This window comes from Bradyrhizobium roseum (assembly GCF_030413175.1).
Taxonomy (GTDB): domain Bacteria; phylum Pseudomonadota; class Alphaproteobacteria; order Rhizobiales; family Xanthobacteraceae; genus Bradyrhizobium; species Bradyrhizobium roseum.
The window spans coordinates 5,652,399-5,666,227 of record NZ_CP129212.1; the positions used below are offsets into that span (position 1 = coordinate 5,652,399).

Consider the following 13,829-nt stretch of genomic DNA (forward strand, 5'->3'; position numbering starts at 1 on the left):
ACGTCAGCGGAACTGCAGCCCCTCGAACCGGCCGCTGTTGCGCCATGCGTCGATATATTTGAAGTAGGCCATGGGCCCGGCCGGATGACCGACATTGAGCTTGGCGGCCGGACCCGGCTCTCGTCCTTCATTGTTGTAATAGCCGGGCGTGCAGTCGGGCGAGCCGATCATGCGGCCGGCGCCGGTCAGCAGCAGCTCGACCCAGCGATCTTCGGCTTCCCTGCTGACTTCGATTTCCTTGAAGCCATTCGCCTGGGCATGCCGAACCGTCAACGCAATCGTCTTCGCGGCCTCGGTCAAATTATGCGGTACGTTGGAAATCAGGTTGGCGCCCTGCGTCGGCTGCACGAAGAATGCATTGGGAAAGCCGTGGACGTGAATGCCGTGTTTAGTTCGCATGCCCGACGCCCAGTAGTCCGACAGCTTGACGCCGCCGCGGCCGGTCAGGTCGAAGCCGGCGCGCCGCTTGTACTCGGTGCCGACCTCGAATCCGGAGGCGTAGATGATGCAGTCGAGCGGATACTCTCTTCCCGCGACAACGATGCCGTTCCCGGTGATGCGCTCGACACCCTTGCCGTCGGTATCGACGAGGTACGTACCCGGTGTATTGAAGGCCTGCAGATACGCGTCATGGAAGCACGGCCGCTTGCAGAGCTGGCGATACCAGGCTTTCAGCTTCGCGGCCGTCTCGCGGTTGCCGACGATCGCATCGACCCGGGCGCGGATTTCCTCCATTTTCTCGAAATCGGAATCCTCGAATGCCGCCAGCATGTTCGGCGGGGTGCGCTGCTCGCGCGGAAGGTCCATGATTTTGGCGCGGATGCGCCGCGACAGATCGGTCCAGCCATCCTGCACCAGATCTTCCTCCGCCGAGCCGCCGGCCTGGTTGGCCGTAAAATTCTCCAGCCAGCGCTGTTGCCAGCCCGATGTCGCGATCCCCGCAAACCATTCCGGGTCGATCGGCGCGTTGGCCCTGACATCGACGGAGGACGGCGTGCGCTGAAAGACGTAGAGCTCCTTGCAGGCGCGCGCGAGATGCGGCACGCACTGCACGGACGTGGCGCCGGTGCCGATGATGCCGACGCGCTTGTCGGCCAGCTTTTCCATCAGCGCGCCCGACGGATCGCCGCCGGTGTAGGCATAGTCCCAGCGGCTGGTGTGGAAGGAATGTCCCTTGAAGGACTCGATGCCTTCGATGCCGGGCAGTTTCGGCACATGCAGCGGCCCGGTGCCCATGCCGACGAACTGCGCCGTGAAGGCATCGCCGCGATTGGTTTGGATGGTCCAGCGCGACTTCGCTTCGTCCCAGTCGAGACTCACGACCTCGGTGTGAAAAAGTGCGTTGTCGTAGAGGCCATATTGCTTGCCGATGCGCTGGCAATGCGCGAGGATTTCCGGCGCGTGCGCATATTTCTCCGACGGCATATGGCCGGTTTCTTCGAGCAGCGGCATATAGACCATCGACGCCGTATCGCATTGTGCGCCGGGATACCGGTTCCAATACCAGGTGCCGCCGAAATCACCGCCCTTCTCGATGATGCGGACGTCCTTGATGCCGGCTTCGGACAGGCGCGCCGCAGTGGCGAGCCCGGCAAAGCCGCCGCCGATGAAGGCAAAGGTGACGTGGTCGGTCTTCGGATCGCGCGGCGTCACCGGCGTATAGGGATCGTCGAGATAATGCGCGAGCTGGCCGGCGACGCGAAGATACTGGTCGTTGCCGTCAGGCCGCAGGCGCTTGTTGCGTTCCTCGAGATATTTTTCACGCAAGCGTTCCTTGTCGATCGCTGCGTTTTGTGTAGCCGTCGCCTGTTCCGTCATCGTCATCCCGGGCGTCTTTCAGAGATAGAGAACATGCCTGTCATTAGCACGCTCAGGATGGGTGCGCAGACAGATAGGGTGAATTTTCAATCGACCAGGATGGCATCGGCTCCATGCGAAAGATCTGCCGCAGGTGTACCTCATCCGGACCGTCGCCGATCCGCAGCAGGCGTCCCCAGGCCAGCGCCTGATGAATTGGCGTGTCGTCGGAGCCGCCCATCGCGCCGAACACCTGCATGGCGCGATCGGCGATCCGCTGCAGCATCGCAGGCACCGCCACCTTGATCAGCGAAACGTCGCGCCAGGCGTCCTGATGGCCGGCTTGGTCCAGCCGCCAGGCGCAACGATAGGCGAGCAGCCGCGCCTGCTCGAGTTCGACGCGGGATTCAGCGATCCAGCGTTGCACGGTGTCGTACTGGATCACGGTGCGGCCGAAGGCGGAACGCTCCGACGAACGCACCATCATCAGTTCGATCAGGAGTTCGCATAGCCCGATCGAGCGCATGCAGTGATGGATGCGGGCCGGCCCCAGGCGTATTTGCGCGACCCTGAAGCCTTCGCCCTCGGCGCCGAGCAGATTGGCTCGGGGCACCCGCACATTGTCGAAGGCGAGTTCACCGATCGGCGCAACGTGGTCCTCGCAACCCATCCAGCGCAGCCGCCGCACCAGGCGGACGCCCGGCGTCTCCATCGGCACGATGATGCAGGAATGGCGGCCGGTGCGGTCCGCCCCGGCATCCGTCACGCCCATCACGATCAGAAAACTGCATCGCGGGTGCGCCGCACCGGTGATGAACCACTTTCGTCCGTTGATGACGTAGTCGTCGCCGTCGCGGACCATGCGGGTGGCGATATTGGTGGCGTCGGATGACGCCACGTCCGGCTCGGTCATTCCGAAGGCCGAACGGGTTCTGGCTTCCAGCAGCGGCCGCAGCCAGCGCGCCTTCTGCTCCGGCGTGGCGCAATTCTGCAGCGCGATCATGTTGGGCACGTCGGGCGCCTGGCAGTTGAAAACTTCAGGGGCCCAGAACAAACGGCCCATGATCTCGGCCAGCGGCGCATATTCGAGATTGGAAAGTCTTGTGCCGGGCTCGTCCTCGGCCAGTTCGGGAAGGCCGAGATTCCACAGCCCTGCCGCCTGCGCCTTGCGCTGCAGGTCACCCATGAAGGGCGGGACCTCCCTGTTGGCCATGTGCACAAGCCAGACGCGATGGCGCGGCAGCACTTCGTGATCGAAGAACCCCTGCAACTTCTCCAGCCATGCTTCCGACCGACCGGAAAGATCGAAATCCATCTCCGCCCCTCTCTCTTCCTTTTTTAAGGAACCTAAGCAAATGTCGACATGATTTGCAAATTCATTTCGATATATTGACAATATTACTGATTCTGACCAATCATAGCGCCATGACAACAACCGCCGCCGCCGCCGCCGCCAAGGCGGACGACCAAGCCGATCCCTCCTTTGCAACCACGCTCGCACACGGGCTCGCCGTGCTGGCGGCCTTCCGCAATCGCAGTGGGTCGCTGTCGAACGCCGATCTGGCGCTGCATACGGGCCTGTCGCGGCCGACGGTGTCGCGGCTGACCTACACGCTGGCGCAGCTCGGCTATCTCAAGCGGGACGCCAAAGGCCGCTTCCAGCTTGGCCTCGGCATCCTCGCCGCCGCCTATCCGGTGCTGTCGGCGCTGAAAGTCCGGCAATTGGCGCGGCCGCTGATGCGAGATTTCGCCGCCTATACCGGCGGCACCGTCTCCATCGCGATGCCGTTCGGGCTCGACTTTATTTATGTTGAAACGGTGCGGACCACCGACGCCGTGACACATCTGCCGGATGTCGGCTTTGCAAGCTCGTTGGCGCCGACCGCGGTCGGTCGCGCACTGCTCTCGCTATTCAACAAGGAAGAGCTCGACGCCTATGTGACCGGTGTGAAGGCCGAGCGGCCGGACGAAGCCGACTATGTGCAGGCGCGGACGCTGCCCGATGTCGAGCTTTGCAAGGAGCGCGGCTTTGCGATCTCGCTCGGCGAATGGCGGCGCGAGATTTTTGGCGTTGCCGCCCCGCTGTACCGCACGGCTTCCGGCGAATGCCTTGCCGTCAATTGCGGTATCCCGTCGTTTCGTTTCAACGCCGAACAGATCGAGCGCGAATGCGCGCCGCGCATGCTGGGCCTCGCTCGCAGCATCCGTTCGTTGGTCGCCGGCGACTGAATACCCCCGGAAGAGGGGCAAAAAGGCGCATCGCTCGACCGGTGCGCACCATATTGGGAGGGAAGAATGAGCCGGATCAAAGCCGTGCTGGGCCTTGCCGTGGGTATCGCATGGGGCGCGGCGATGCCGATCGGCACTGCCGCGCACGCGCAGGCCAGTTACCCGAACCGACCGATCCGCATCATTGTCCCCTACCCGGCCGGCGGCATCGTCGACATGGTGGCGCGCGCCGTGACCGAACAGATCGGCCGCGACTGGAAGCAAACCGTCGTCATCGAGGCGAGGCCGGGCGGCAACAGCAACATCGGTACATCGGCGGTGGCGCGCAGCGAACCCGACGGCTACACATGGCTGGTGACCGGCCCGGCCGCGTTGGTCAACCCAACGCTCTATAAGGACGCAGGGTGGGACGCGCTGAAGGATCTCAGATGCGTCGGCCTCGCAGTCTGGAATCAGAGCGTCGCCCTGGTTCACCCCTCGATGCCGGCGACGACGATCAAGGAATTCGTGGAGATCGCCCGCAAGAAACCGGGCGAACTCAATTTCGGCAATCCCGGCACCGGCTCCTCGATCGACCTGAGCGCGCAAAAACTGTTTCAGGCCGCGGGCATCAGGCTGACCAATGTCGGCTACAAGGGCCAGCCGCAGGCCCTGATCGACCTGATGACCAACCTGATGCACTTCGAGATCGTCTCGCTCGAACTGGCCCTGCCGCACATCAAGGCAGGCAACGTGAAGCCGCTCGCCGTCATGACCGACAAGCGCGTCGCCGACCTGCCGGATGTCCCGACGATCGCGGAGGCCGGATTTCCGGAGGCCACCTACGTGCCCTGGTACGGCATCTACGTTCAGGCGGGAACGCCGGCAGCCATCGTCGAAAAAATCAACGACGGCATCAACAAGGCGCTGCAGAACCCGGACGTGCAGCGGCAGCTCGCGGTCGCCAACATTCCGGGCAAGCCGATGCCGCTTGCGGATCTGGCCACGCTGATGAAAGCCGATCACGAGAAGCTGACGAAGGTGATCGCGACGTCCGGGATGGCGTTACAGTGATTTGATTGGTCATGGCCGGGCTTGTCCCGGCCATCCACGTTCTTCCAAGTCTCAGCCAAAGGTGTGGATGCCCGGGCCTTCGCCTCGCCGAAGGGGCTGCGGCCCCGCAGGCGGGTCAAGCCCGGGCATGACGAGAAGCGAGACTCCGTTACTTCTTCACCTTGCTGGCGTCCATCTTGACGTCCGTATCCAGCATCTTGACCGAAAACGCCGTGTTGACGTCGAACGGCTTTTCCATGCCGAGATAGGTCTGCACCAGTTCGTAGTCCTTCTTCATCCGTTCGGCGTCGATCCAGCCCAGCGCCTTGGTGGTGGTGAATTCGTCGGTCATCAGGAACTTGATGCGTTCCCACTGGCGCTGCTGGTTCTCCTTGTCGAGACCGGAGGCCTGGTCGAGCAGTGCCTTGAGGCAGGGCGCGACGTCGGCGACGCAGGCGGCATAGGCTTTCTGGGTGATCTTGACGAACGCCTCGACCAGCTTCGGGTTCTTCTCCAGATACGCGCCGTTGACGATCAGCGAGTTGCCGTACGGGTTGAGCCCGATATCCTTCCAGTTGACGAAGCCGAGGTCGGAGCCGAACTCGATCACCTTGAGATCGTGCTCGTTATAAAAATCGCTGATGATATCGACGGTGTGGCTCTTCAGGGCCGCGATCTTGGCGGTCGGTCCGACATTAACAAAACTTACGGCGTCGGGCGCGATGCCCGCGGCCTTGGCGAAGGCCGGCCACATCACCCGCGAAGCATCGCCGGGCGGGTTCCCGATCTTGTGATTTGGAAAATCTTTTGGCCCGTTCACGCCGTAGCTCTTAAGCCAATAAAACGTCTGGCCGGTATTGGCGTAGATGCTCATCAGCGCCACCGCGTCCGCACCCTTGCTCTTGGCCACCAGCATGGTCGCGAGATCGGCGATACCGAACGGCGACCCGCCGGATCCGACCTTCAGCGACGAAACACCGGAACCCTTGCCGACCTCGATGGTCAGGTCGATGCCGGCTTTTTCGTACCAGCCCTGCGCCTTGGCATAATAGAAAGGTGAATGGTCCGCCGTCGGCGTCCAGTTGAGGATCAGGTTGACAGCCTCGGCAGCCCCGCAGGGTGCCACCGGTAGGGCCAGCGCCAACGCCAGTCCCGCAATTCGCAACCCACTCATGGTAACCTCCTCGTTTGCAGCCGAGCTTGTCGCCGCGCGCCGGTGACGCTACCAATGCAACTCGGGACTAGACGAGTTGTCAACTATTTGGTTGGAAATGCCTAAAAAACGATCTGACGGCAAAAGGCCTCAGCGGCGAGATCCCGTCGCAACCCGCAAGAAGTTGATGACGGCGGCGCGGCGCGAATTCGCCAGCAGCGGCCTTGCCGGAGCGCGGGTCGACGAGATCGCGGCGCGTGCGGGCGTCAACAAGCAGCTCGTCTATCATTATTTCGGCGACAAGGACGCGCTGTATCTGGCGGTACTGGAATGGGTTTACGAGGAAATCCGCGCCCAGGAGCGCAAGCTCAATCTCGAGGGGCTGCCGCCCGAGAAGGCGATCAAGAAGCTGATCGAGAGTTCCTTCGACCATCTCGCCGCGCATCCCGACTTCATCGTGCTGCTGAACGACGAAAATCGCGGCGGCGCCCGCCATGTGCGCGGCTCCCGCAAGCTGGAGGCGATGCATTCGCCGCTGGTCAGTCTGGTTTCCACCATCCTCGGCCAGGGCGTCAAGGCAGGCATATTCCGTAAAGGTATCAACCCGGTACACCTCTATATTTCGATTGCAGGCCTCAGCTACTTCTACTTTTCGAATACGCCCACCCTGTCCGCGATCTTCGGAAAGGACCTGTCGAGCCGGGCCGCCCGGCAGGCCCGCCGCAGGCACGTCGTCGATCTGGTGATGCATTCGCTGCGGCCTTAATCAACCAGATGGTTGATTAGTGAGGAAGGCCGCGATAGATTGTCGCCACGCAGCCGGGGGGGCTTAGCCAAGGGAGCGCACGGTGTTGAGCGGCGACGGTGGATCGGTACGGTCTTTCGCGATCATCCTGATCGTGCATCTGGCCGTGATCGTGCTCTGGCAGGTGCTCGTCGATGCCTTCCAGGTGCCGAAATTCATCCTGCCCTCGCCGCTTGCCACCATCAAGACGCTGGCCTCGCCCAACTATGCGTGGCTGTACAACCTCGCCGTGACGGCGGTCGAAATCCTCGGCGGGTTCTGCCTTGGCGCGCTGGTCGGTGTCATGCTGGCCGTGTTGTTCACCTGGTCGCCGCTGATCAGCCTGTTGCTGCTGCCGCTGTTCGTGACGCTTAACATGATTCCGAAGGTCGCGCTCGGGCCGCTGTTCATCGTCTGGTTCTCCTACGGCATCTTCCCGAACATCCTGATCGCGTTTTCGATCTGCTTCTTCCCGATCCTGCTGACCACGGCACGGGGCTTAAGCGAGGTCGAACCGGATCTGCTCGACCTTGTGAAATCGCTGCGCGGCTCGCGCTGGACGCTATTCCGGAAAATCCAGCTTCCCGGCGCGCTGCCTTACGTATTTTCCGGCATGAAGGTCGGCGCGATCCTGGCGGTGGCCGGCGCCATCGTCGGCGAGTTCATCGCCTCCGAGCGCGGGCTCGGCTACCTCATGATCCAGGTGCAGTCCTCGCTCGACACGCCGGCAATGGTGATGGCGGTGGTGCTGCTGACACTGCTCGGCGTGGCACTGTATGGGCTCGTGCTCGGCCTCGAACGGATGTTCGTCGTTCGCGACATCCGGTTGCAATAAGAAGACAGGAAAAACATGCTGCTGACGCGCGACAACCTGCCCCAGACGATTTCGGACATCGCAGCGCTCGACGACCTGCTGTGCCGCCCGAGCCAGGCGCTGATTGACGATCTCCGCAAGGTCGACGGCGACATCATGGTCCTGGGCGTCGCCGGCAAGATGGGGCCGACGCTGGCGGGTCTCGCCAAGGCCGCCGCGCCGGAACGCCGCGTCATCGGCGTCGCCCGCTTCTCGGATCCCGCCGTCGAGGACTGGCTGCAGGCGCGCGGCATCGAGACCATCCATTGCGACTTGCTCGACGAGGACGCCATCAAAGCGCTGCCGAAGGCGCCGAACGTCGTGTTCATGGCCGGGCGCAAGTTCGGTGCCGAGGGCGACCTGTCGCTGACCTGGGCCATGAATTCGCACGTCCCCGCGCTGGTCGCGCAGGCTTTTGCCACGTCGCGGATCGTCGCGTTCTCGACCGGCTGTGTCTATCCGTTCGTGCCGGTGGATGGCAAAGGCGCGAAAGAGGACATGGCGCCCAACCCACCTGGCGAATACGCGCAATCCTGCGTCGGGCGCGAGCGCATGTTCGAGTATTTTTCGAGAAAGCATGCGACGCCCGGACGGCTGTTCCGGCTCAACTACGCGATCGACATGCGCTACGGCGTGCTGCACGACATCGCCAGCAAGGTGCTGCAGGGCAAGCCGATCGACGTCAGCCTCGGCCATGTCAATTTCATCTGGCAGGGCGACGCATCCGCGCAGGCGCTGCGCTGCCTGGCGCATTGCGAGACGCCAACCTCGCCGATCAATGTCAGCGGCCACAAGATTCTCGCCGTGCGCGATCTCGCCGCAAGATTCGGCCAGCGGTTCGGCCGGGCGCCCGAGATCGTCGGCACGGAAGAGCCGACGGCATGGCTCACCGATACCTCGCAGGCGGTAAAGCTGTTCGGCCTGCCGATCGTCGATACCGAGCAGCTCATCAGCTGGACCGCCGACTGGGTGTCGCGGTCGATGCCGAGCCTTGGCAAGCCCACCAAATACGAGGTGCGCGATGGCCGCTACTGAGCCGGTCGGCATCGTCGGACTCGACGTCGACGACGCGCAGGCCGTAATGATGTTGTCGACCGAAGCGGGCTGGAACCAGAACGAGGCCGACTGGCGCTTCTTCCTGAGCCGGGGCGCTGTGTTCGGCATGCGCAACGGCGCGCGGCTGGTCGCGACTGCCGCGCTGCTGCCCTACTCCGCGGGCAATGCCTGGATCAGCATGGTGCTGGTGACCGCGGACTTCCGCCGCCGCGGCATCGCAACCAAGCTGGTCGATGCCTGCCTGAACGCGGCGGCAAGGCGGGGTCTCACGACCTGGCTGGACGCAACACCGGACGGTGCCGCCGTGTACGGGCCGCTCGGCTTCGAGCCGACGCTGCAATTGCGACGGCTGCGGCTGACGAAGCCGCAAGACACCGGTACAATACCCTCATTATCAGACGGCAACCTCGACGCTTTGGCGGCACGCGATGCCGGCGCCATGGGGTTTGACCGCAGCACGTTGTTGGCGGAATTTTCCGCGCGCTCGGGCTCGCGCATCGTGTCTGGCGATCGAGCCATGGCGCTCATCCGCGATGGACGCACCGCGCGTCATATCGGCCCACTGCTGGCCGATCGCGCCGATCAGGCGCTCGCGCTGGTCGATGCCATCGTCCGCTCCGAGACGGGGCCGTGGCTGATCGATGCCGTCTATTCTCAGGAAGAGTTCCTAAGCGGCCTCGTCGCATTGGGCTGGACTATCGAGCGGCCGTTTCAACGCATGCGCTTTGGCCCGGCAGCCATTTCCCCCGTGCAACCGCCGTTCGCCGTCGCCGGCCCGGAATTTGGATAGGACGTACCGTCATGCATCATAGCAAAATCAAGGCCGACGTTCGGAAGTTGATCGCCGACGGCACGGTACTCCCCGCGCATCCGCTGGCGCTCGACGCCAACCGTGCGCTTGATGTCAGGCATCAGCGGGCGCTGACTCGCTATTATCTCGACGCAGGCGCCGGCGGGCTGGCCGTCGGCGTCCACACCACACAATTCGCGATCCGCGACGTCGGACTGTACCGGCCGGTGCTGGAGCTGGCGGCGGAGACCGCGGCTTCATGGACCACGCGGCCGGTCGCGATGGTCGCGGGACTCGCCGGTCCGACACCGCAAGCTACAGCCGAAGCGCAAACCGCACGCGGCATCGGATATCACGCCGGCCTGCTGAGTCTTGCCGCGATGAAGTCGGCATCCGAGGACGAGATCATCGCGCATTGCGAGGCGGTGGCGCGCGAGATCCCGCTGGTTGGCTTCTACCTGCAGCCGGCGGTCGGCGGCGTCGTCCTCAGCGCCGATTTCTGGCGCCGCTTCGCTTCCATCGACAACGTCATCGCCATCAAGATCGCGCCGTTCAACCGCTACCGGACGCTGGACGTGCTGCGCGGCGTGGCGGCGGCCAACGCGCTCGGCCGCGTCGCGCTCTATACCGGCAACGACGATCACATCCTGCTCGACCTGATGCTGCCGTTCGATCTGCGCGACAAGGGCGTCACCACCCGCGCGTATTTCAAGGGCGGTCTCCTTGGGCACTGGTCGGTGTGGACCGCGAGCGCGATCAAGCAGTTCGAGAGGTGCAAAGCCGCGCGCGGCAAGGACACCCTGCACGCGGACCTGCTGGCGCTCGATGCCCGCGTCACCGACTGCAACAGCGCATTCTTCGACGTCGCCAACAATTTTCACGGCTGCATCGCCGGCTGCCATGAAATCCTGCGGCGGCAGGGATTGATGCAGGGGTTGTGGTGTCTCGATCCCGCCGAGGGGCTCAGCCCCGGACAGATGCAACAGATCGACCGCGTCTGCCGCGAGCACGCCGATCTTTCCGACGACGCCTTTGTGAAAGACAACCTGCAGAAATGGCTGGCATGAGCGCCGAAGAGCCCTTCATCAGCCTTCAGAACGTCCGCAAGGTCTATCGATCCAAAGGCGCGGAATTCCTCGCCGTCTCCGATGTCACCATGGACGTCAGGGAAGGCGAGCTGGTTTCGCTCGTGGGCCCGTCCGGCTGCGGCAAGACTACGGTGCTGAAGATCCTGGCAGGGCTGCACGATGCCGATGGCGGCACCATCAAGATCGGTAACTCAAAAACCCCGTTCGACCCGGCCCGCGATATCGGCATGGTGTTCCAGCAGGCGCTTTTGCTGAAATGGCGGACCATTTTGGACAACGTGCTGCTGCCGGCCGAGATTGTCGGCCTGCCGATGAAGGCCGCGCGGAGCCGCGCCCGCGATCTGCTCAACCTGGTCGGCCTTGCCGGTTACGAAGACAAATATCCGCAGCAATTGTCCGGCGGCATGCAGCAGCGGACCGCCATCGCCCGCGCCTTCATCCACGATCCAAGGCTGATCCTGATGGACGAACCGTTCGGCGCGCTCGACGCGCTGACCCGCGAACAGATGAACCTCGAAATGCTGCGGATCTGGCGCGAAAGCGGCAAGACCATCCTGTTCGTGACGCACTCGATCCAGGAAGCGGTGTTCCTCGCCTCGCATTGCGCGGTGCTCACCGCCGGCCCGGCACGCATGGCCGAGTATTTTCCGATCGAACTGCCGTTCCCGCGGGACTTGCCGATCAAGACGACCGAAGAATTCGGCGCCTATGCGCGAAGGATCTATGCCAAGCTAGGAATAGGATCGGCGAATTGAGTCACGCGGCGCGCTGGCGGCTGCGATCGTCATCCGCGACGCCCGGGTCGGCCGCAAAGACGTAGCCGCCGCGCCGCTCCTTCGCACGATACAGCGCCGCATCGGATCGGGTGAGCAGCGCCTCGACGGTCCTGCCGTGGTCCGGCGACAAAGCAACGCCGATGCTGGCCCCGATAACGATCTCATGATCGCCGACCCGATAGGGTGCGCTGATTGTCTCGAAGATCCGCTGCGCCATGAGTTCGGCATCGCCGCGGCACTGCGGCGCCCTCTGAATCACGATGAATTCGTCGCCGCCCATGCGGACGACGAGGTCGGAGCTGCCGGCAATCGACGACAACCTTGCCGCCACCTGCCGCAGCAAGGCGTCCCCGACCGGATGACCAAAGCGGTCATTGGCGGTCTTGAAATGATCGAGGTCGACGGCATGGACCGCGGCCAGAGCGCTGCCGTTTCCAGCGACGATCTCCGCGAGGTCCGTGCCGAGCACGGATCGATTGAGCAGGCCGGTCATGGGGTCGATACGCGCGAGCTGTTCGAACTTCCGCTTCATCGACATCTGGTTCAGCGTGTTTTCGTACGACAAACGAACCATCTCGAGGCCGGCGGCGACATAGACCAGGATCATGAAACCCAACGCAATATGCGGGGCATCCGACGCCTTCATGAAGGTTGCAGCGACCAGAGGCAGGCCTACGGCCGCGAAACCCAGCAATGCCACCACCGGCCGCAACGACAGCCGCGCCACGATCCCCGCGCTGAAGCCGAAGGCAATGCCGATCGCCATCACGAGGCAGATCGCGTCTCCGACGAACAAACTACGTGCAGCAAACAGCCCGATGATCAGCGCCGTGGTGAAACTGCCCGCCGCATAGCGCCACTCCCAGACGACGGCTTCGGCCCGATCGCGCAGCGGCCTCCGGCGCGTTTCGTTACGGAACGCGAGCACGCCGAACAGCCTTATGGCAGCGACGACAACGCCGGCGACCGTCAGCGCCGCAGAGAGGCGGTCGCCGGTCTCGCTGACCGAGATCGCGCCGACGATTCCCTGGCAACCGCCGGCAACCAGGATCGGGACGGTGGTCCCGTAAAGATTGCCGATAACTTCCAGATAGACGGCATCGGAGATCGACGCAGCGCCAGACTTGAATCTCCCGAACGGCATGGTTTTCCCCCGATACGCCGGCAACACAATACCGGCGACGCGTAAAGGCATCGGGGTCCGAATTGCTAAAATTGCATCGATTCCAAGGCAGCCAAGGTGCCATCAACCGCGTCTCGGGGGACGCCGCTAGAGCGTTTCATGTTTTTATGGAAGCGTATCCGGCATTGACGAAATAGTTGCTGCATTCGTCGGACATGACGCTTCTGACGAGGTGGCCGATGTGGTCGCAGGCGTCGTCGATCGTGCGTTTCTGTGCGATGCGCATCCAGTGCTTGATCTTGGCAAAGACCTGCTCGATCGGGTTGAGGTCGGGTGAGTACGGCGGCAGGTACCACAGCCTGGCACCGGCTTTCTGGATCATCTGACGGACGGACGGCGACTTGTGGCTACCGAGATTGTCTATCACGACGATGTCGCCCGGCCGCAGCACGCGAACGAGTTGCTGTTCGACATAGGCGCGGAAGCTCTCGCCGTTGATCGGCCCATCGAACACGCAAGGCGCAGTGAGTCGGTCACAGCGGAGCGCGCCCAGGAAGGTCAGCGTTCGCCAGTGGCCGTGCGGCGCAAAGCCGCGCAGCCGCTCACCCTTGGGCCCCCAGCCGCGCAGCGGGGCCATGTTGGTCTTGATCCAGGTCTCGTCGATGAACACCAGCCGGCTTGGATCGAGGCGATCCTGTAGGCTATGCCAGCGCTGCCGCCGCCGCGCGACGTCGGCGCGGCCCTGCTCAAGGGCGAACAGTGTTTTTTTTGAAGCTCAGACCCTCGCGTCGCAGGAACGTCCACACCGCGTGGTGCGAGACCTTCACGCCTCGTGTGGCGAGTTCGTCCTTCAGACCGTGCAGCGTCAGATGTGGCGTCTGGCTGATCCGCTCCGCGATGAACGCCCGATGCGGCTCCAGAATCGGCTTGCGGTGCCCGCCCATCTTGCCCGGAGCCACCGAACCTGTCGCGCGATAGCGTTGGCGCCACTTCACAACGGACGACACCGCAACATCGAACCGGGCCGCCACAGCATGGCAACTCTCGCCGGATTCCACCGCCCTCACGGCTCGTTCACGAAGATCGTTCGAAAGAGGTCGGACCATTCGATGCTGGCCTCCGATCCAGCCAGCATCTTGAATCACAAA

13 protein-coding genes are annotated in these 13,829 nt (G+C 63.4%); 8 read left to right on the top strand and 5 right to left on the bottom strand.

What is annotated here, in order from left to right:
- Positions 1-3: 3 nt before the first annotated feature.
- Both QUH67_RS26755 and QUH67_RS26760 read right to left on the bottom strand, forming a co-directional pair.
- Positions 4-1,824, bottom strand: coding sequence for a flavin-containing monooxygenase (locus tag QUH67_RS26755; protein WP_300942383.1), 1,821 nt, complete (start codon positions 1,822-1,824; stop codon positions 4-6).
- A 46-nt stretch (positions 1,825-1,870) separates the two neighbouring features.
- On the bottom strand, positions 1,871-3,112 hold the full coding sequence (locus tag QUH67_RS26760; protein ID WP_300942384.1) for an acyl-CoA dehydrogenase family protein: 1,242 nt from the start codon (positions 3,110-3,112) through the stop codon (positions 1,871-1,873).
- Between the two features lie 110 nt (positions 3,113-3,222).
- Here QUH67_RS26760 and QUH67_RS26765 point away from each other — a divergent pair, with 110 nt between their 5' ends.
- On the top strand, positions 3,223-4,026 hold the full coding sequence (locus QUH67_RS26765; RefSeq protein WP_300942385.1) for an IclR family transcriptional regulator: 804 nt from the start codon (positions 3,223-3,225) through the stop codon (positions 4,024-4,026).
- Positions 4,027-4,092: 66 nt separating this feature from the next.
- Positions 4,093-5,079, top strand: coding sequence for a Bug family tripartite tricarboxylate transporter substrate binding protein (locus QUH67_RS26770; RefSeq protein WP_300942386.1), 987 nt, complete (start codon positions 4,093-4,095; stop codon positions 5,077-5,079).
- 148 nt (positions 5,080-5,227) lie between these two features.
- Here the strand turns inward: QUH67_RS26770 and QUH67_RS26775 are convergent, their stop codons facing one another.
- Positions 5,228-6,232, bottom strand: a complete 1,005-nt coding sequence (locus tag QUH67_RS26775) for an ABC transporter substrate-binding protein (protein WP_300942387.1) — start codon at positions 6,230-6,232, stop codon at positions 5,228-5,230.
- A gap of 97 nt (positions 6,233-6,329) precedes the next feature.
- On the opposite strand from QUH67_RS26775, the gene QUH67_RS26780 reads away from it, so the two are divergent.
- From QUH67_RS26780 to QUH67_RS26805, 6 genes are all read left to right on the top strand, one after another.
- Complete coding sequence (locus tag QUH67_RS26780; RefSeq protein ID WP_320416099.1) at positions 6,330-6,977, top strand: TetR/AcrR family transcriptional regulator; 648 nt, start codon at positions 6,330-6,332, stop codon at positions 6,975-6,977.
- An 85-nt stretch (positions 6,978-7,062) separates the two neighbouring features.
- The gene (locus tag QUH67_RS26785; protein WP_300948188.1) at positions 7,063-7,830 is read left to right on the top strand and encodes an ABC transporter permease; all 768 of its coding nucleotides are present in this window, start codon (positions 7,063-7,065) and stop codon (positions 7,828-7,830) included.
- Positions 7,831-7,845: 15 nt separating this feature from the next.
- Positions 7,846-8,883, top strand: coding sequence for an NAD-dependent epimerase/dehydratase family protein (locus tag QUH67_RS26790; RefSeq protein ID WP_300942389.1), 1,038 nt, complete (start codon positions 7,846-7,848; stop codon positions 8,881-8,883).
- On the top strand, positions 8,870-9,694 hold the full coding sequence (locus tag QUH67_RS26795; protein WP_300942390.1) for a GNAT family N-acetyltransferase: 825 nt from the start codon (positions 8,870-8,872) through the stop codon (positions 9,692-9,694). Before QUH67_RS26790 ends, QUH67_RS26795 begins: the two co-directional genes overlap by 14 nt.
- 11 nt (positions 9,695-9,705) lie before the next feature.
- Complete coding sequence (locus tag QUH67_RS26800; RefSeq protein ID WP_300942391.1) at positions 9,706-10,761, top strand: dihydrodipicolinate synthase family protein; 1,056 nt, start codon at positions 9,706-9,708, stop codon at positions 10,759-10,761.
- Positions 10,749-11,537, top strand: a complete 789-nt coding sequence (locus QUH67_RS26805; protein WP_300942392.1) for an ABC transporter ATP-binding protein — start codon at positions 10,749-10,751, stop codon at positions 11,535-11,537. The genes QUH67_RS26800 and QUH67_RS26805 overlap by 13 nt, the downstream gene beginning before the upstream one ends.
- Position 11,538: 1 nt before the next feature.
- On the opposite strand, the gene QUH67_RS26810 is transcribed toward QUH67_RS26805, so the two are convergent.
- Together QUH67_RS26810 and QUH67_RS26815 are read right to left on the bottom strand one after the other, a co-directional pair.
- A complete protein-coding gene (locus QUH67_RS26810; protein ID WP_300942393.1) occupies positions 11,539-12,702 on the bottom strand; it encodes a GGDEF domain-containing protein in 1,164 nt (387 codons plus the stop codon).
- A gap of 136 nt (positions 12,703-12,838) precedes the next feature.
- Positions 12,839-13,787, bottom strand: a protein-coding gene (locus QUH67_RS26815; RefSeq protein ID WP_300942394.1) for an IS630 family transposase whose coding sequence is annotated in 2 segments (ribosomal slippage) — positions 12,839-13,450 and positions 13,452-13,787 — 948 coding nt in all. Because the reading frame shifts where the segments join, the coding sequence is not laid out codon by codon here.
- Positions 13,788-13,829 lie beyond the last annotated feature (42 nt).

Coding starts and splice junctions, on each gene's coding strand:
- QUH67_RS26755 (WP_300942383.1), bottom strand. CDS start 1,824: ATGACGATGACGGAACAGGCGACGGCTACACAAAACGCAGCGATCGAC.
- QUH67_RS26760 (WP_300942384.1), bottom strand. CDS start 3,112: ATGGATTTCGATCTTTCCGGTCGGTCGGAAGCATGGCTGGAGAAGTTG.
- QUH67_RS26765 (WP_300942385.1), top strand. CDS start 3,223: ATGACAACAACCGCCGCCGCCGCCGCCGCCAAGGCGGACGACCAAGCC.
- QUH67_RS26770 (WP_300942386.1), top strand. CDS start 4,093: ATGAGCCGGATCAAAGCCGTGCTGGGCCTTGCCGTGGGTATCGCATGG.
- QUH67_RS26775 (WP_300942387.1), bottom strand. CDS start 6,232: ATGAGTGGGTTGCGAATTGCGGGACTGGCGTTGGCGCTGGCCCTACCG.
- QUH67_RS26780 (WP_320416099.1), top strand. CDS start 6,330: ATGCCTAAAAAACGATCTGACGGCAAAAGGCCTCAGCGGCGAGATCCC.
- QUH67_RS26790 (WP_300942389.1), top strand. CDS start 7,846: ATGCTGCTGACGCGCGACAACCTGCCCCAGACGATTTCGGACATCGCA.
- QUH67_RS26795 (WP_300942390.1), top strand. CDS start 8,870: ATGGCCGCTACTGAGCCGGTCGGCATCGTCGGACTCGACGTCGACGAC.
- QUH67_RS26800 (WP_300942391.1), top strand. CDS start 9,706: ATGCATCATAGCAAAATCAAGGCCGACGTTCGGAAGTTGATCGCCGAC.
- QUH67_RS26805 (WP_300942392.1), top strand. CDS start 10,749: ATGGCTGGCATGAGCGCCGAAGAGCCCTTCATCAGCCTTCAGAACGTC.
- QUH67_RS26810 (WP_300942393.1), bottom strand. CDS start 12,702: ATGCCGTTCGGGAGATTCAAGTCTGGCGCTGCGTCGATCTCCGATGCC.